Source organism: Pseudonocardia ammonioxydans (assembly GCF_900115005.1).
Taxonomy (GTDB): domain Bacteria; phylum Actinomycetota; class Actinomycetes; order Mycobacteriales; family Pseudonocardiaceae; genus Pseudonocardia; species Pseudonocardia ammonioxydans.
This window is the reverse complement of the sequence record NZ_FOUY01000069.1, coordinates 1-17,121: the sequence shown is the minus strand read 5'-3', so window position 1 is coordinate 17,121 and position 17,121 is coordinate 1. Positions and strand designations below refer to the sequence as shown.

Here is a 17,121-nt window from a genome sequence, read left to right as displayed (position 1 = left end):
TAGCGGTAGACCGTGGAGGTGCCGACCCCGAACCCGCAGGCCAACTCGGCGTAGGTGTCGTTCTTGCGCAGGTGCGCGACCACCAGCAGCGCCTGGCGGCCGGCGGCGAGCTTGCGCCACCGGGTTCCACGGGCGGCGCGGTGTCCGCGCAGGAGATCGGCGAGCAGGTTGAGCGCGCGGCTGGACACGGTCATCCCAGGCGGGTAGGACAGCACCTTGAAGCTCCTGGTAGGACGTGTTGATCTAGTCAATCGCCCGTCTACCAGGAGCTTCACCCATTCGAGGCCACGACACGCCGCAGCCCGCTGACCTGCTCATCCAGCAGGTTGGCAAAGGCTCACTGTCGTCGACCTTTCGCAAGGATTCGCCGGTCCTTACGCCAGTGCACTGTTGGCGGCCCAAGGTGCCGCTGTGGTGAAGGTGGAGCCACCGAACGGTGATTGGTCGCGGCACATCGGGTCGCGCCGCGACGGCAACACCGCATTCGGAACCGCTGCCAATCTGGGGAAGCGCTCGATCCGTGTCGACGCAACCACCCCAGAGGGTCAGGAGGTGATCGGGCGGCTGATCGGCGGTGCTGACGTCGTCGTGCAGAACTACCGGTCCGACGTCGCCACGCGCCTGGGTCTGGATGCCGCATCGCTCCGCAGGGCCGATCCCCGGCTGGTGGCGGTCCGAGTCACCGGCTTCGGCGCATCCAGTTCGGCCGCCGGCCTGCCGGCCACCGACATGATCTTGCAGGGCTGGACGGGCCTGGCGCGGCTCGGCCGAGCCGCGGATGAGCCGGCCCGACCGTTGTCGTTCACCGTCGTCGACGTCGCGGCAGGGGTCTACACTGCCCAGCGACTCGGTGCCGCTCTCTACGCCCAGGCCCGACACGGCCACGGATGCGAGGTGGAGGTGTCGCTGCTGCAGGCGGCGATGGCTCTGCAGGGGCCACCTCTGCTCGATCAGGCCTTCGTCGACGCCGATGGATCCGAGCATGAGGGGCAGCGCCGGCTCGCGGTGCCGAGCGGGGTCTTCCACCGCCGACGGCGAGATGATGCTCAGCTGCATCAACGACCGGATGTTCACCACCATTTGCGATGCACTCAATTTGCACGAACAGCTCGACGTCACCGTGCTCGGCTCGGCGACGGAACGGATCGCCTACGCCTCTGATATTGACAGTGCGATCGCACGGATTCTAGTGAGGCGTACGACGCAGGAATGGATCGACCGGTTGGCGCCGCAAGGAATCCTGTGCGGCCCGGTGCATTCCTATCGAGATGTGCTGGCCTCGCCGGTCGTGCAGGAGGCGAAGGTGTTGACCGAGCTGGCCGGGCCTACGGGTTCGGTCCCGGTGGTCGCCCTGCCGGGGTCGCGCCCGGACGTCGCCTCGGTGCAAGCCCCGGGCAGTGGCGAGCACTCCGAGACCATTCTGGCCGAGCTCGGCTACACCGACGCCGAGGCCGCCGCGTTGATCGCCGCCCGCGCGGTCTTGCCCGAACGACCGTCCCCGGCCACCAACGGCGTGCCGTCTGGGAGCAGGCAGTGATGCGCGCCCTGGTATGCCGTGAGTACGGGCACTGGCGTGATCTGCAGATGAGTGAGATCGCTACTCCTGCCCCGGAGCGCGGGCAGGTAGGTGTCCGTGTCCATGCGGCCGGCCTGAGTTTCGCCAACACGCTCGCGATCGCCGGGCGGCACCAGAATCGCACTGAGCCCCCGTTCGTGCCGGGTACCGAGGCTGCTGGCGTCATCACGTGGGTCAACACCGCAGAGACCGGGCTGAGCGCCGGTGACCGGGTCGCGGTCAGCCTGAGCCACGGCGCGTTCGCCGAGCACGCGGTGGTCGACTCCGCCCACGCCTTCCCGATACCGGATCAGCTCAGCTTCGCCCAGGCCACACTGCTGCCGACGATCTACACCACGGCGTGGACGGCGCTGCGCAACCAGGCCGCTACCGGCCCCGGAGACACCGTCCTTATCCACGGTGCGGCCGGGGCGAGCGGGCTTGCCGCGATCGAGGTGGCACGAGCCTTGGGTGCCCGAGTGATCGCTTGTGCCAGCACGGCCGCGAAACGCGAGGGCGCCCTGGGAGCGGGCGCCCACCTGGCGGTGGACTCGGTGTCGTTCCGGCAGGCCGTCCTCGACGAGACCGCAGGACGCGGCGCCGATGTCGTCTACGACCCGGTCGGCGGCGCGGTGTTCGAGCAGTCCCTGCGGGCGATCGCCCCGGAAGGACGGATGCTCGTGATCGGGTTCGCCTCCGGCGACATCCCTCAGATCCCGGCGAACATCCTGCTGGTCAAGAACCTGACCGTCCACGGCGTGAACTGGGGTTATCACGCCGGGTGGTCGCCCAAGAAGCCCACCGAGCGGGTCAGCGCCCAGGTCGACGACACCTACAAGCAGCTGTCCGCACTCGTGGCCGGCGGCGAGATCGCCCCCCGCGTCCATCGGGTCCTGCCGATGGAGGACTTCGGCGCCGGCTTCACCGAGATCGAGGGTAGGTCGGTCATAGGCAAGGTCGTTCTGGCGCCACACGGGGTGGGCAACGCCGCCCTCTCCACCACCGAAAGGAACACATCATGACCACCACCGTGTGGGAGCCGTCGATGAGCGCCGAGCCCGAGAAGTGGCTCGCGACCGCCGACCGGCTCTCGGTCGAGCACTTCGCGCCGCTGGCCGCGGAGATCGACGCCGCGCAGCGCTACCCCGAGGAGCACCTGCCCGTGCTGCGCGATGCCGGTCTGTGCGGGATGTTCGTACCGCGGGCCTACGGCGGCTCCGAACTTCCCCTGGAGACGATCACCGCGGTCGCCGAGCGGGTGTCGGTGGCCTGCGCGACGACCTCGGCCATCCTCGCCGCCCTGGCGCTGGGCGCCTACCCGATCGCGCTGGGCGGCACCGAGGAGCAGAAGCAGCGCTACCTCGGCGCGTTGGCCCGCGAGGGACGGGCGGTCTGTTTCGCGCTGAGCGAGCCAGGCGCGGGCTCGGACGCCGCGGCGATCACCGCCACCGCCGAACGGGAGGGTGAGGGCTGGCGCATCCGCGGCGAGAAGTGCTGGCTGGGCAACGGCGGGCATTCCTCGACCTACGTCGTCTTCGCGCGCACCCGCCCAGAGGACCGCCGCTCGATCACCGCGTTCCTGGTCGAGCGCGACGCCGAGGGCGTGGTCGTCGATCATTACGAGGACAAGCTCGGCATCCGCGGCACCACGACGACGAACCTGCGTCTGGACACCGTCGTGTCCGCCGAGGCGATCCTCGGGGAGGAAGGTGGCGGGCTGGGTCTGGCGCTGGGCACGCTGACGCTGGGCCGGGTACTCATCGCGGCCCAGGCCAACGGCATCGCGCGAGCCGCGTTCGACGAGGCGGCCGCGTTCGCGGTGGGCCGGCAGACCTTCGGTAAGGCGATCATCGACCACCAGGGCGTCGGCTTCCAGCTCGCCGACTGCGCCACCGAGCTCTCGGCGGCGCGCATGATGATGTTCGAGGCGGCACGCGCCTACGACGCCGGCCTCGACGTCAAGACCCTCGCCCCGATGGCGAAGCTGTTCGCCAGCGAGGTCTCCCACCGGGTAGTCGATCGCTGCATGCAGGTGCTGGGCGGTCGCGGCTATGTCAAGCCTTCCGCTGTGGAGCGCCTCTACCGTGACCAGCGCATCACCGAGATCTACGAGGGCACCTCGGAGATCCAGCGAGTGGTGATCTCGCAGACGATCAAGACCGAGCAGGAGGCAGCCGCATCGTGACCAACAGGCCCACGCTGAGCGACAAGAACATCCGGATCCTCGACGCCGCCGCCGAGGCGTTCATGACACTGGGGTTCGACGCCGCGTCGATCGATCACATCGCTGACCTGATGGGGGTCACCAAGGGCGGCGTCTACTACTACTACCGGTCCAAGATGGACCTGTTCTTTGCCGTGCACCGTCGGGCGATGGAGGCCAACCTCGACCGGCTCCGGCCGCTGGCCGAGGATGAGACCCGGGCCCCGGATGACCGGCTGTTCGACATGGTCCGCGCCCACGCGCTGCTGATGATGGAGCAGACCTCTTATCAGCGGGTCACGGTGCAGGGCGTCGACCTGTACCAGACCGCGAAGACGAGCCTGGCCGAGCGGCAGCAGCTCGACGAGCTCGTCGCGATGCGCGACGAGTACGAGAGCCTGTTCACCGAGACGGTCAGCGCGGGCTCCAAGGTTGGCGTGCTGCGGGACGTCGACGCACGCTTGGCCACCCGGACACTGCTGGGCTCACTGAACTGGATCACCATGTGGTATCGGCCGCGGCCCGCCGACACCGACACAAGTCGGGAACAGACCGCGCACGAGATCGCCCAGCAGCTGCTGTTCGGACTCACCACCTCGGGCCCCACTGGGGAGGCGAACCCACGATGACCACCATCGACGACACAGACCACACGCCGGCCCCGCCGGCGGCCGTGGCTTCGGAAGCGGCGTGGGACGTCGTGCACGAGTGGTACCACTCCGCCTTCACCGGCTGCGTGCTCTACCTGGTGGCACACAAGGGCACCGACGTCGCCGCCCGCACCGTCTACGAGGTGTTCGCCCGCCAGCGACAGAACCGGTTCCTGCCCGGCCTGCGCCGGCTCGGCATCGACGGACTGCCCGCGGCGGTGGCCGCCGCCCAGTACCACTACCTGTCCAACAACATCGGCGGTGTCTCGGTCGAGTACATGCCCGAGTCCGACCGCAAGGCCTGGATCCGCTACCGGGCACCCCGCTGGATCTGGTCCGGTACGGCTCTGTGCGGAATCCCGACCGAGGTCTCGCGCGCGATGCTGCTGGGCTGGCACGCACAGAACGGGGTCTCGCTGGGCAACCCCCGGCTGGGATTCGTCTGCACCAAACAGACCACCGACGGCCAGAGCAGCCTCGAGGGCTACTACTACGAGTACGACCAGCCCTTGGCCCCCGAGCAGCGCCTGCGGTTCGCCCGCGACGAGCAGGGCCCGGTGTTCGACCCGGCACAGGCTCCGGTGCTGCCCGACGCGGACTGGCCCGCCGAGCGTGTGATGAAGGCCCGCCGCAACTACGCCATGGAGTACGTGCGAACCCTGCTACCGGCCGCGGTCGACGTCCTCGGGCCCGGCGAGGCGGAGGGGCTGCTCACCGTGGCTACCCGCATGGTCGGGCTGCAGCACTACCACCACAGCCACCGGTTGCTGCTCGGCACCGAACCCGACGGCTCCCTCGAGGGGTTCGTGCGCTTCGTACAGAGCCTCGCCACCGCGCAGGGCGACGAGATCAGCACCGCCCCGTCCGCTGCTGCCGGCGGCACCGACGCTCCGGCCGGCACGACCCTCACCCAGCACGGGTGGCGGCTCTACCCGGACGGGCAGGTCCACGACAGCGTCGCCACGATCTGGAACGGCCTGCTCGAAGGCGCCGCGATGGCCCACGACGGCCGCATCCAGCTCGACCTCATCGATCGAGGTCTCGCACCGGATCCGCGGTTCACCTGGCAGGCGCGGCCCGCCGCGCACACCCGCCGCTGACCGAGCCACGACCGGTCGAGCCACTTCCGATCCGAGCCCACCGCACCCCCTTCATCCTTCATCGCCAGAAAGGTCCGGCCATGTCACAACCGCTGTCCGGGACCGTCGTCATCGATGCCTCCCGCGTTCTCGCCGGCCCGCTGTGCGGGCAGATCCTCGGCGATCACGGAGCCGACGTCATCAAGGTCGAGGCGCCCTCCGGCGACGAGTGTCGATCGTTCGGGCCGCCCGTCGACAACGGCAGCGCCGCCTACTTCAACGCGGTCAACCGCAACAAGCGCTCCGTCGTGCTCGACCTGCAGACCGAGACCGACCGCGCAACGTTCGAGCAGCTGCTGGCCCGGGCCGACGTGCTCATCGAGAACTTCAAGGCCTCGACCCTGCGTTCCTGGGGCTACTCCGACCCGAGCGAGATCACCCGCCGCTACCCGCGGCTGGTGCACTGCCGTGTCACCGGGTTCGGTGACGATGGCCCGCTCGGCGGGCTACCGGGCTACGACGCCGCGGTGCAGGCCATCGCCGGGCTCATGAGCGTCAACGGCGAGCCCGACGGGCCGCCGGTCCGGCTCGGCTCACCCATCGTGGACCTGACCACCGGCATGAACGCGGCGATGGCCGTGGTGCTGGCGCTGCAGGAACGGCACCGGTCCGGGAAGGGCCAGATGGCCGACATCGCCCTCTACGACTCGGCCGTGTCGATGGCACATCCCTACCTGGCCAACCACGTCGCGACCGGGGCACCGACCCGCCGGTTCGGCAACGGCCACCCCGACATCGTCCCCTACAACGTGTTCGAGACCGCGACCGTGCCGCTGTTCATCGCGGTGGCCAACAACCGCCAGTTCGCGCACCTGTGTGACCTGCTCGGCCACCCCGAGCTGGCCGAGCAGCCCGAATTCGCCACCAACCCCGGCCGCGTCGCGCACCGCGAGGCGCTCGAGGTGGAGCTGCGGCCGCGGCTCAAGGCGATCGACGGCACCGAGCTCGGCGAGGCGATGCTCGCCCGCGGTGTTCCCTGCGCACCGATCCACAGTGTGGACACCGTCGCCGCGGCCCCGCACACGGCCCACCGCAACATGGTGGTCCGTACCGACGACTACACCGGCCCCGGGATCCCGATCAGCTTCAGCAGGACCCCACCCTCGATCCGCCGCGGCGCACCCCGCCTGGGCGCCGACCAGGCCGAGATCCTCGCCGAGCTCAGCCCAGACTAGCCCACCGGCATGCCCGGCCGCGGCCGGTATCCCGTCGAACACCCACCGGGTCCGGCGGCGATACCTCCTGCCCGCTTCGCCTCTGCACACCCACCTGTACGACATCACGTGAGCCGCCCCACGGGTCGCTCACCCATCCGGGCCCCGGCGGCCCACGACCTGGACCGGTGACGCAATGACGCTGCACCTCACGGCGATCGCCTTACTGATCGTCGCCTTCATCATCGCCACAGTCACACCGCTCAACCTCGGCGCACTGGCCCTGGTCGCCACCTTCTTCGTCGGCGCCGTGTGGATGGGGATGTCCACCGACGACCTCTACGCCGGGTTCCCCGGGAACCTGCTGGTCGTACTCGTCGGTGTGACCTACCTGTTCAACGTCGCCAAGGCCAACGGCACGATCGACTGGCTACTCGGCGGCGCGGTCAAGCTCACCGGCGGCCGCGACTGGATCGTGCCGTGGATCATGTTCGCCGCGGCCGGCCTGTTCAGCGGGATCGGCGCGCTGTTCTCGGTGCCGATCGTGGCACCGATCGCGCTGGCCTTCGCCGCGCGCCACCGGATCTCGCAGTTCTACATGGGCCTGATGGTCATCCACGGCACCTGCGCCGGTTGCCTGGCCCCGATCAGCGTCTACGGCGTGATCGTCAGCGGCATCCTGCAGACCAACGGGTTCACCCCGGACCCGATGAAGATCTTCCTCATCAGCTTGGTCACCAACGTCATCATCGGCGTCATCATTACGGTGCTGTTCGGCCGCAAGAAGGTCGCCGGCGGCCAGTCGGTCGCCACGGAAATGGCCGTGGTCGGCGCGGGACCGACTGGGACAGCGCCGACCGGCGGATCCGCAGGCGCGGCGACCGGCTCCACTGGCGGCACCGATTCGGCCGGGCAGGACGGTCGGCCCGATGTCCGCCTGGGCGTCGAGGGCTGGCTGACCCTGGCCGCGATCGTGTTGCTGATCGTGCTCGGGGTGGCGCTGCGTCTGGACATCGGCCTGCTCGCGATCACGCTGTGCATCGCGATCGGTCTCTACAACCCCAAGCGGCACAAGGAAGCCCTCAGCGCGGTCCCGTGGAGTGTCGTGCTGCTGGTCTGCGGGGTACTCACCTACGTCGGCGTGCTCGAGCACATCGGCACCGTCGGCTTTCTCGGCGACTCGGTCGCCGCCATCGGTATCCCGCTGCTCGCCGCCGCCGCCCTGGCCTACATCGGTGGCATCGTCTCCGCGTTCGCCACCTCCAGCGGCGTCATCGCCGCCCTGGTCCCGCTCGCCGTCCCGCTGCTGCAGGCCGGCGACCTCAACCCGATCAGCCTGGTCGCTGTGATCGCCGTGGCCAGCACCGTCGTCGACGTCAGCCCGTTCTCCACCCACGGCGCGGTCGTCGTCGCCAACACCACTCCCGACCAACGCGACGCGGTCCTGCGCAACCTCCTGCGCTGGGGCATCGCCATCGTCACCCTCGTCCCCGCACTGCTCTGGGCCCTGGTCATCGTGCCGGGCTTCTGATCCCACGCACCACGTACCTGGGGCAGCGCCGGCGCCCCACATCCACCTGCTCCCGTGACCTCCACCCCGACCTCACCCTGAGCTTGACCCCTGACGCCGGACACGTCACCTGAGGTGGACCCGGTCCACCAGGGAGGATGTTGTTCGTGCCTCCACCTCACCCGCCGGAGTTCCGGCGCCGCGCCGTGGACCTCGCTCGTGCCGGCGACAAGCCGGTGTCTGCGATCGCGAAAGAGCGCGGAGCGGTAGAACGCCCCGCAGTACTGCATCCAGGCCCGCATGATGGGATTGATCTCCCCGACGAGGCGGGTGATGGTGTGCCGACTACGCAGGTGCAGCCGCCATCGACGCACCTGCGCTCATCTTGGCCAGGGCGCTCTTGCTGGCCGCGGGCAGGAACGAGGCGAACTTCTTGCCGTTCTTGCCGCGGGCCGCGCGGACGCGGACCGCGAGCCCCCAAGTCAGACGACACGTGCTCGTGCGAGCCGCGTCGCCCTTGCGGGGACGATGTGATGCACGAGTGCCTGGCCCGGTTCGCCGCCGAGGAGGGGGTGCTGGTCATCGGCGGGCGCAGGAAGACGCACCTGTTCCGCCGAACGCCGCCGCGGTGGGCACGGGGCCCGCCCGACTGAACCTGAATGCACCGGCGGGATTCGGTGGTGAAGGTGCGTCGTAACACACGAATGCCCTTCTGAGCTGGGACGATGTGGCTTGTCTAAGGTCACGTCGGTCCGCGCAGAAGGGCATCCGTTGGATGCGACTATCTCATGCCCGCCGCGCCGTGTCGGTGCGGTTCGATGATCCCTATTGCGTTGACCACATACGTTCGCCGGGTTCGATCATGCGGCGGCTCGGGGGCGGCCCCAGCGCTGCTGGCGTTCGCTGCGGACACGGGCGCGTTCTCGGCGTTGCGCGGCCAGGACGTCGGGGTGGCGGGCGTTGGCGTTGCGCCAGCGCAGGTAGGCCTGCAGCCGTCGGGCCAGGACGGGGTGGTTGGGGTGGTTCGAGGCACCCATGACGAAGGTTCGCAGCGGCCCGAACTGGGCCTCGATCGGGTTGGCCCACGAGGCGTAGGTCGGGGTGAAACACAGCTCGACCTTGTTGCGGGCGGCCCATGCCCGAACCGCGGGGGTTTTGTTCGCTGACAGGTTGTCCATGATCACGTAGATGGGTGCGCCGTCCGGTCGGGCGGCCCGAATGGACTTGAGCGCGGCCAGGGTGTGATCGCCGCCCTTGCGCCGGTGGGTCACGCCCCAGAGTTGGTCATCGCCCAGGCTGTAGCAGCCGTGGAAGTAGCGGATCCCGTGCGTGCGGGTGTAGGTCGCTGGTAGCCGGGTCGGCTTCTTCTCCGGTTCCCAGGTGGAGCCGTGACACGGACGGATCGACAGTGGCCCGAACTGGTCGAACGCGAAGCACCGGTCGAGATACCGGCTGGTCACCTCCTCGATCCGATCCAGCTTGACGTCCTTGTCCGGATCCGTGGACTCCTTCCAGGTGCGGGTTCGCTGGAACGACACCCCAGCCTCACGCAGGACCAGCCGCAGCCGTTCACGGCTGATCACGACCCGTCGTTCGTGGCAGCGGCTCAGGTGCGCAGCGAGCTTGCGGATGCTCCAGCGCGTGAAGGGGCACCCGAGCTTGTCTGGTCGGGTGGTGGCCGTCGTGACGATGAACGCGATGTCCTCGTCACTGATCAGGCGGGGACGGCCTCCCGCCCACTGAGGGTCCAGCGCGGCCAGCCCTCGCTCGTTGAACGCGTGGATCACGTCGCGCACGGTGTCCTCGTCGGCAGCGACGAGGCGAGCGATCGCCGGGACCGGCGTCCCGGAGGACGAGGCCATGATGATCGTCGCGCGGCGGACTCGGATCGGGTTTCCTCGCCCGCGGCGCACGATCTGTGTCAGTCGGCGGCCTTCCTCGTCGGTCAACCGTCGTGCTCTGACCGGTTCTGCCATCTCCTACCGCTCCCGCCGCTGACTCGATGTCGGTGCCGAGAGTGGGAGCAGCCGCCCCGCCGGTCGGGGACGCTGCCCGGCGTGTCGCCAACCCGGTGAACGTTCGTGGTCAACGCACTATGTCTTGTCAAGTGCTCGGCGAAGAACGACAGAGCGGGGCTCGCCGGCAGGCACGAGCCGACCTCGGGTGGTCACTTGACGACGTCGTTGCGGTCCGGCGCAGACTTGACGTCAATGAACGCGGTCGAGTCGAGGCCCGAGCTCCGCGGCGCGGTCTATCGCGGCGACGCCGCAGCGATCCTGTCCGTCTTGGGCGGGTTGGACCCGGCGCAGTGCTTGCAGCTGGGGGGCGATGGGCTGCTGATCGCGCTCGCCCAGGACACCTCGGGCGCCACACAGACCGCGCAGACGTGGGTCGCGGGACTTGGGACGAGGCTGGCACGGTGACCTCGAGCTGGCCGACCAGCTTGAGGCGCGGCTCGGGACCGGTCCGATCCCCGTGCTGCGGCCGCTTGCGGTCGATCTCGACCAGCTGGCGGACATCCTGGAAGGCGACCCGATGACTGGTGGGGGGCGGGTCGATCTGCGCAGCGGTGAGGTCTGGCCGCAGCCGGCGATCGAGTACGCGTTGGAGGTCGGCGAGGAGGACGAGGATGACGGCGACGCGCCGTGGTGGCTGCCGGTCGACTCCGAGGGCTCGCGGGCGGGTTACCGCGACATGTGCGAGTTCATCACCACGACGGTGCCCGACGAGGACCGCCGGGATCGGCTGGAGATCGCGATCCAGGGCCGCGGCGCGTTCCGCCGGTTCAAGGACGTCCTGGCCCGTTGGCCGGGCGAGCTCGAGCGCTGGTTCGGCTTCTCCGAGGAACGCCAGCGGGGTCGGGCGCGGGCCTGGCTCGCCGACGCCGGCTACTGCGCCGTGCCACCGGCCGAGCGGGCGGCGCGCTGACCTCGCGTACGGCTCGGTCATCGGGCCGCGGACCCCCCGGGACTGGACCGGCGGGCGCGGCAGGCAGCGGCGGGTCAGGCCGGGGCCATCGCTGGCGTCATGGTGGTGGTCAGGTAGCGGTGCAGCCAGCAGGTGATGTAGCGCTTGAGGCAGCGCCGGATCTCTTTTTCGTTCTTGCCCTCGGCGACTCGACGGGCGACGTAGGCGCGGGTGGTGGGGCAGTCGCGCATGCGGGTGACCGCGATGGTGTGGATCGCCTTGTTCAGGGCGCGGTCGCCGCCGAGGTTGAGCCGATGCCGGGTGCTGCGTCCGCTGCCGGCCTCGAGCGGGCTGGTGCCGCCGAGGGCGGCGAACGCGGCCTCGCTGCGACAGCGCGGCCGGGGTGGGAGAACGACACGATGGCCTGGGCGGCGCAGACCGGGCCGATGCCCTTGTGGCCGGTCAAACCGGGCGCCAGGTCGTGGACGATGGTCTGGAGCTGGGCTCGGTTGCTCTTGAGTTCGCGGCGCTGCTCGCGTAGCGCCACTGCCAGCCGGCGGAGCTCGCCGTGGCGCACGGCCTGGGCACGGGTCGCCTCCCGGGGCTGTTTACCTCGGGCGAGGGTATTCAGGTCGGTGTCGGAGAGTTTGCCGCGGGCCAGGGCCTTGTCGGTGTCGTCGCCGTCGCGCAGCAGCGCCTTGAGGCGGTTGGTCTGCCCGGTGCCGGTGCTGGTCAACTCCTCGTAGTACTTTGTTAGGTGTGTCGATCCCGCTGATTCGACCTCTCGTGTGATCTTGTCCGGGTCGTGACTCCGGAGGAGATGGCGCAGGTCCGACCGCGGCTGGAGGCGTTCGCCGCGGAGATGCTCGGCGGGCTGGCCCGGTCGGATCAGCGAGCCAAGGGCGGCCTGGCCAAGCTCATCGACTCTGCCCCGCCAGCTCCAGCGCATTACGCATTGCTTCGAACGCCTACTAACGCGCTCTCGGGTAACTCACCGAACAAGCCGGACTGCCGCATGACGAACATGCCTCGATCTTCCCGACTTCGTCGACCCAGCTTCGTTAGCCTCGAGAACACTGCTGCCGAGTCGACAGGGCGGCCCGTCACACGGGACCTCAATCAGGCAGAAACGGTGGCCCGTTGCACGACCGGCATCACCTTCTCGCCGAATGCCCTAATGTCCGGTACGAAATTCCGGAAGTTGAGCATCACGCCGTCGACCCCCGGTATGGCTCCTATCTCCCCGATCTGCTGCGCCACGGTTTTATAGCTGCCCGCGATGACCGGAAACCCCATGAAGGCGCTGTTTCCTTCCTGTAACGGCTTCGCCAGGCCTGTCCGCAATGCCTCGCTTGTTCCGGCAGGATTGACGTCGAGCGATGCGCTAGTGATGACGTTGGCAATAGCCGCCTCATCCGCGCTCGCGACAAGGTCAGTGGCGATGTCGATTGCCTCTTCGTCGGTGTCTTCCGCAATGACGGTGAACAGCGCAAACGTTCCAGCGTGACGCCCAAACGCCCCGGCTCGCTGTTCGAGATTTGCGGCGATCTCCCTCAGACGATGTGGGGTGGCCATCACGAAGTTGTGATCCCCGCACTCGGCAGTAAAGGATAGCCCCTTCTGGGACTGCCCGGCGCACACGATCGGAACGTCACGGGAGGGCCGGGGCAGTACCGAGCAGTCCTCTAACTCAAAGAATTGTCCGTGATGCGTGACGGACCCATCCGCCCATGCCTTCTTGAGTATCTGCAGATACTCAGCGGCGAACTCATATCGCTGTTCGTAGTATTCGTCCCCGGGCCACAACCCCATCTGTGTGTACTCGGGCTTGTTCCAGCCTGTCACGATGTTCAGGCCGCACCGTCCACCGCTGATGTCATCGATCGTGGCCACCATTCGCGCGGCCAGGGCGGGGTGCGTGCTCAGTACAGTGATGCTGGGGTAGAGCTCAATCTTCGACGTGGCGGCGGCCAGGCCGGCCATGAGGCTGAAGGAGTCCAGACAGGAGTCCCAGTAGCCTGTGTCACCTCCGAAACCACGGAACTTCATCATTGACAGAACGAAATCCATGCCCGCGTCCTCGGCGGCGCGAGTGATGGCGAGGTTGTGAGCGAACGTGGGCGAGTATTGGGGAGCGGCGGTGGACAGCAGATAGCCGTTACTACCATTGGGCAGAAAGATCCCGAACTTCATGAGCTGGCTCTCCGGCTCTTCAGATAGGTCAGGGCTTCGTCGAGGTCGACCACGTCGCCGTACTTGGCGTCGATGTCGAACAGGCTGGCCGCGTGCGGAAGCGCGGCCCGGTCGCCCACCGCCTGCTCGACCACGATGGAATGGAATCCGTACGAGCAGGCGTCCACGGTGGTGGCGCGCACACACCCGCTTGTCGTGCACCCCACGATGATGACGGTGTCCACCCGGCGGGCTACGAGCCGGGCAGCGAGGTCGGTGCCGAAGAAGCAGGAGGCGTATTTCTTGACCAGAGTGGTCTCGGTCGGGCGTTGGTCGAGCCGCTTGTCCACCTCGATCCACTCGCTACCTTCCACCAGCCAACGGTTGGATGGGATCTTCCGGATCCACAGGCCGGCTTCCTGGAGATCCCGGTCGTAGGCGACCGTCGAGAAAATCACCGGGATGCCTGCCTCACGGGCCGGCTCGAGCAGCTGCCTGATTGCCCCGACCTGAGGCTCCAGATCCCCGGAAAGCGGTGAACGCGAGTCGGTGAACCCAGTGATCATGTCGACGACGACCAGGGCCGGGCGCTCCCCGAACCCGACCCGGCTGCCGAATCCCTTCTCACGGAACTCGGCACGCAGTCGCCGATACTCCTCCAGCGCCCCAGTCATCGGTCAGCCTTCGCGGTTGTTGTGGTGTTGTTCACCGAGCTCTGTGCACGGTAGGCGTCAAGAATATCGTCGCTCGTCGTCATCCAGACACCGTCGTGGTTAGCGATGTACTGCAGTGCTTCGTCGAGATACTTGTGCCTGAACGGCTGATTAACCAGGAACGGGTGAATACACAGGGCCATGACGCGTCCGGACTCGGCAGAGTCTGCGTGGAGCTGGTCAAGCTGATCTCGCACAGCATCCAGGAATTCGCGACCCGTGTAGCTCTTCGTCACAAACATCGTGACATCGTTGAGCTCGATCGAGTATGGCACGCTGTACATCCCCGGAACAGCCAGCTCGTAAGGCTGGTCGTCGTTAGTCCAGTCGAGCGTGTAACTCAGTCCCAGTTCTGCCAGCAGGGACGGCGTTTCAAATGTCTCCGTGAGAGCGGGACCGAGCCAGCCGTTCACCGGCTTATCCGTCGCAGCGCGGATGGTCGCGACAACGTCAGCCAGGTACGTGCGTTCTTCTTCGAGAGTCATGCCGGCTTGGAGGGTCGAGTTGTCTCGTCCGTGCGCCAGCCAAGCCCAATCGCGAGCCAACCCGGCCTCGATGATCTGAGGATACTTCGTGCACACCTCGCTGTTGAGGAGAACGCTGGCGCGGACGTTGTGCCGGTCCAAGCTCTCGAGCAGCCGCCAGAACCCGACACGAGGGCCGTAGTCTCGCCAGCCGTAGTTCAACGGGTCGGGCGCCAGTCCGGCAGTCCCACCGAAGATGCTCGTCGAGGGCCGGTCGACCAGGTAGTGCTCGACGTTCAGCCCGAGGTAGAAGGCGACCCGTGCACCCCCCGGCCACCTGATGGGAGGACGTTCGGTGATGGGCCGGTAAGGGTAAAGCTCGTTGTGCATGGGCATGTCCCGTCGCTCACGTCCCAGGTGAGGAAGGAGCGGCCGATACAGCTCGACTTCCCCACAGCAGAGAGCGCCTCTGCACGGCCTTCCTAGCGCAGCGAGAGCTTGGGTGTCAACACTGGTTCACTCTTGCCCGTTGTGCTCTGCCCGTTGGGAGCCGACGCTCGTGTTCGCAGGCCAGGCAATCAGTGGATCCGCGGTAGCGCTACGTGATCCGGCCAGTGCGAGAGCAGCCATGGCGGGCTCCGTCCGTGCCGACAGGTCTGCCGACCTCTCTGGGCGGGCCGAAGGCCTGCCGTGCCAGGTCGTGAACCGTCGAATCGCAGAGGCGCGCAACAGCACACGTCTCCGATTCGGATGCTGGTGCGGACAGGCTCCGCTGACCGCTTGTGGCTGCTGTCTCGCGGTCGGCGAGGGAAGGGCCGGCCCCGGAGTTCAGGCCGTCGGGGTCGGGCCGGTGAGATAGTGCTGAAGGGTCGGCCCCACCCATGCTGCGAGGGTGTCAGCAGAGGCGGAGGCGAGGGGCTCGAGGCGCGTGATGTAGCGGTGAGCGCGATGCCCATCAGCTGCGCGCCGAGTAGCTCGGCGCGCAGGCGCGCATCAGGTGTGTCGTCCTCGGGGCCGCCGCTGCGATCCGCTCGATGATCTCGCGCTGGACGTACTCGGTGAATATCGCCGCGGATCGCTCGTCGGTCGGTGCGGAGCGCAGGAGCACGAGCAGCGGCTCCATGCTCGCAGCGGAGTCCCAGACCGCGAGGAAGTGCCGGACGATGCGCTTCCCCGCGCCGTCGAGTCCCTGTTCAAGAGCATCTGTGAGCCGCCCTACCGGGTCGGACGGGATCGCCAACGCCTCGGTGAACAACCGCGCCTTCGACTCGAAGAAGTAATATACCATCGCCGGATCCATTTGGGCACGGGCCGCAATCTGGCGGATCGTCGCGCGGTCGTAGCCGCGCTCGGCGAAGCATGACCGGGCGGCCTCGAGGATGTGGATGCACTCCCCGCTCGAGCGTCGGCCACGGCGGTGCGTGCCCACATTCTCCGGCTTGGCGTCCTCCACCGGACAAAATAGTAATTCAACAGATGTTGAGCAGCAGATGGCGGCCGAGTAGCGTTCGTTTCATCAAGTGGTGAACTTTCGGCGAAAGTGGAGTGAGCCGTGGCCGACTACACGCTCCCGCTCGGGCGGGTACAGCCCGGCGGCAGAGCGAGGATTGACACCGCTCTCGTCGGTGGCAAGGGCGCGGGGCTCGGTGCGCTGGTCGAGGCCGGGTTCCCGGTTCCTCCAGGTTTCGTGGTCACGACCGCCGCCTACCGCGACTTCCTCGACGCCACCGGGCTGGGCGGCAGGCCCGCTGCTGAGTTGCGTGAGCGGATCCCGCGGCAAGCGGTGCCCTCACGGATCGCCGACGCGGTGCTCGCTGGGTACACCGGGCTCGGCGCGCCTGCAGTGGCCGTGCGCTCGTCCGGTACCGCCGAAGACCTCGCCGGCACCTCTTTCGCCGGACAGCACGACACCTACCTCGACGTCTCCGGACCGCAGGCGCTGCTGGTCGCGGTGCGGAGCTGCTGGGCCTCGCTGTGGACCGCACGGGCGGTGGCCTACCGAGAGCGTCACGGCTGGGACGAAGACGAGCTCGCGCTCGCCGTCGTGGTGCAGGAGATGGTTCCGGCCCAGTGGGCGGGCGTGCTGTTGACCGCCGACCCGGTCAGCGGGCATCGGGACCGCGTAGTGGTCGAGGCGGTCCGCGGCCTCGGCGAGGCTCTGGTCTCCGGCGCGGTCACCGGGGACCACATCGTCCTGGACAAGGCCACAGCGCGACGGTTGAGCGGGACCAGTTCCGCGCCCCGGTTGGAGGAGCTGGTGCGGCTGGGTCGAGAAGTGGAAGAGACTTTCGGCGAGCCACAGGACATCGAGTGGGCCTTCACCGCGGACGGGTTCGAGCTGGTGCAGGAGCCTGTCACGATTCCCGTGTAAGCCACGGGTGACTAATGCCGTTAATGTATCACAGAGGAAGTCGTCCGGGGAAGAGGACGACCAGCGTGTTCAGAGCCGTTTTCCAGCCGTGTGTTCCAGTTCCGGATTCACCTCCCCTTCTGCTCGAGATGTTCCGGAGTCCGAGGTAGAGTAGCTTCATCGCTGCCTCGTCGGAGGGAAAGTGCCCGCGAGTCTTGGTGATTTTCCGGAGCTGGTAGTTGATGGATTCGATGGCGTTGGTGGTGTAAACGATGCGCCGCAGTTCCGGTGGGTAGTCGAGGAA

At 67.9% G+C, this 17,121-nt stretch carries 18 protein-coding genes and 3 pseudogenes; 10 read left to right on the top strand and 11 right to left on the bottom strand.

Annotated features, from left to right (window positions below; translation table 11 throughout):
• Positions 1-215 (bottom strand): helix-turn-helix domain-containing protein (locus BM093_RS31905; protein ID WP_143105646.1); only part of this gene is annotated, 215 nt, incomplete at its 3' end.
• A 175-nt stretch (positions 216-390) separates the two neighbouring features.
• Here BM093_RS31905 and BM093_RS38495 point away from each other — a divergent pair.
• The 7 genes and pseudogenes from BM093_RS38495 to BM093_RS31870 all read left to right on the top strand — a co-directional run bounded on the left by BM093_RS38495 (position 391) and on the right by BM093_RS31870 (position 8,232).
• Positions 391-1,537 (top strand): annotated as a pseudogene (locus BM093_RS38495) (CaiB/BaiF CoA transferase family protein).
• Positions 1,537-2,577, top strand: a complete 1,041-nt coding sequence (locus tag BM093_RS31895) for an NADPH:quinone oxidoreductase family protein (protein ID WP_245773941.1) — start codon at positions 1,537-1,539, stop codon at positions 2,575-2,577. Before BM093_RS38495 ends, BM093_RS31895 begins: the two are co-directional and overlap by 1 nt.
• The gene (locus BM093_RS31890; RefSeq protein ID WP_093356108.1) at positions 2,574-3,740 is read left to right on the top strand and encodes an acyl-CoA dehydrogenase family protein; all 1,167 of its coding nucleotides are present in this window, start codon (positions 2,574-2,576) and stop codon (positions 3,738-3,740) included. Before BM093_RS31895 ends, BM093_RS31890 begins: the two co-directional genes overlap by 4 nt.
• Positions 3,737-4,387, top strand: a complete 651-nt coding sequence (locus BM093_RS31885; RefSeq protein WP_218163026.1) for a TetR/AcrR family transcriptional regulator — start codon at positions 3,737-3,739, stop codon at positions 4,385-4,387. Before BM093_RS31890 ends, BM093_RS31885 begins: the two co-directional genes overlap by 4 nt.
• Positions 4,384-5,508 carry a hypothetical protein gene (locus tag BM093_RS31880; protein ID WP_218163025.1) on the top strand — a complete coding sequence of 375 codons (1,125 nt, stop codon included), beginning with the start codon at positions 4,384-4,386 and terminating at the stop codon, positions 5,506-5,508. Before BM093_RS31885 ends, BM093_RS31880 begins: the two co-directional genes overlap by 4 nt.
• An 80-nt stretch (positions 5,509-5,588) precedes the next feature.
• A complete protein-coding gene (locus tag BM093_RS31875; RefSeq protein WP_093356101.1) occupies positions 5,589-6,722 on the top strand; it encodes a CaiB/BaiF CoA transferase family protein in 1,134 nt (377 codons plus the stop codon).
• A 175-nt stretch (positions 6,723-6,897) separates the two neighbouring features.
• Positions 6,898-8,232: an SLC13 family permease gene (locus BM093_RS31870; protein WP_093356096.1), complete on the top strand. Its 1,335-nt coding sequence runs from the start codon at positions 6,898-6,900 to the stop codon at positions 8,230-8,232.
• 275 nt (positions 8,233-8,507) lie between these two features.
• Here BM093_RS31870 and BM093_RS38490 read toward each other — a convergent pair.
• Both BM093_RS38490 and BM093_RS31860 read right to left on the bottom strand, forming a co-directional pair.
• Positions 8,508-8,585: pseudogene (locus BM093_RS38490) on the bottom strand (hypothetical protein); the annotation flags it as partial.
• Positions 8,586-9,071: 486 nt separating this feature from the next.
• Entirely contained in the window at positions 9,072-10,187 is a 1,116-nt protein-coding gene (locus BM093_RS31860; protein ID WP_093356091.1) for an IS630 family transposase, read from the bottom strand.
• A gap of 234 nt (positions 10,188-10,421) precedes the next feature.
• On the opposite strand from BM093_RS31860, the gene BM093_RS31855 reads away from it, so the two are divergent.
• Entirely contained in the window at positions 10,422-10,634 is a 213-nt protein-coding gene (locus tag BM093_RS31855) for a hypothetical protein (RefSeq protein ID WP_093356087.1), read from the top strand.
• A complete protein-coding gene (locus BM093_RS31850; protein WP_093356084.1) occupies positions 10,612-11,139 on the top strand; it encodes a UPF0158 family protein in 528 nt (175 codons plus the stop codon). Before BM093_RS31855 ends, BM093_RS31850 begins: the two co-directional genes overlap by 23 nt.
• 74 nt (positions 11,140-11,213) lie before the next feature.
• On the opposite strand, the gene BM093_RS38485 is transcribed toward BM093_RS31850, so the two are convergent.
• The 7 genes and pseudogenes from BM093_RS38485 to BM093_RS31825 form a co-directional block, all read right to left on the bottom strand.
• The gene (locus tag BM093_RS38485; protein WP_425439219.1) at positions 11,214-11,369 is read right to left on the bottom strand and encodes a hypothetical protein; all 156 of its coding nucleotides are present in this window, start codon (positions 11,367-11,369) and stop codon (positions 11,214-11,216) included.
• 27 nt (positions 11,370-11,396) lie between these two features.
• Positions 11,397-11,555 (bottom strand): annotated as a pseudogene (locus BM093_RS38480) (transposase); the annotation flags it as partial.
• A 682-nt stretch (positions 11,556-12,237) separates the two neighbouring features.
• Complete coding sequence (locus BM093_RS31840) at positions 12,238-13,311, bottom strand: LLM class flavin-dependent oxidoreductase (RefSeq protein ID WP_093356075.1); 1,074 nt, start codon at positions 13,309-13,311, stop codon at positions 12,238-12,240.
• Positions 13,308-13,964: an N-carbamoylsarcosine amidohydrolase gene (locus BM093_RS31835; RefSeq protein ID WP_093356068.1), complete on the bottom strand. Its 657-nt coding sequence runs from the start codon at positions 13,962-13,964 to the stop codon at positions 13,308-13,310. The genes BM093_RS31840 and BM093_RS31835 overlap by 4 nt, the downstream gene beginning before the upstream one ends.
• Complete coding sequence (locus tag BM093_RS31830) at positions 13,961-14,857, bottom strand: polysaccharide deacetylase family protein (protein WP_093356125.1); 897 nt, start codon at positions 14,855-14,857, stop codon at positions 13,961-13,963. The genes BM093_RS31835 and BM093_RS31830 overlap by 4 nt, the downstream gene beginning before the upstream one ends.
• A 438-nt stretch (positions 14,858-15,295) precedes the next feature.
• Positions 15,296-15,400: a TetR/AcrR family transcriptional regulator gene (locus BM093_RS38475; RefSeq protein ID WP_177238829.1), complete on the bottom strand. Its 105-nt coding sequence runs from the start codon at positions 15,398-15,400 to the stop codon at positions 15,296-15,298.
• Positions 15,401-15,422: 22 nt separating this feature from the next.
• Positions 15,423-15,920 (bottom strand): TetR/AcrR family transcriptional regulator, encoded by a 498-nt coding sequence (locus BM093_RS31825; RefSeq protein WP_177238827.1) that lies wholly within the window; start codon positions 15,918-15,920, stop codon positions 15,423-15,425.
• A 99-nt stretch (positions 15,921-16,019) separates the two neighbouring features.
• Here BM093_RS31825 and BM093_RS31820 point away from each other — a divergent pair, with 99 nt between their 5' ends.
• The gene (locus BM093_RS31820) at positions 16,020-16,838 is read left to right on the top strand and encodes a PEP/pyruvate-binding domain-containing protein (protein ID WP_093356059.1); all 819 of its coding nucleotides are present in this window, start codon (positions 16,020-16,022) and stop codon (positions 16,836-16,838) included.
• A gap of 28 nt (positions 16,839-16,866) precedes the next feature.
• On the opposite strand, the gene BM093_RS31815 is transcribed toward BM093_RS31820, so the two are convergent.
• A partial coding sequence (locus BM093_RS31815; RefSeq protein WP_143105615.1) for a transposase occupies positions 16,867-17,121 on the bottom strand: 255 nt, incomplete at its 5' end.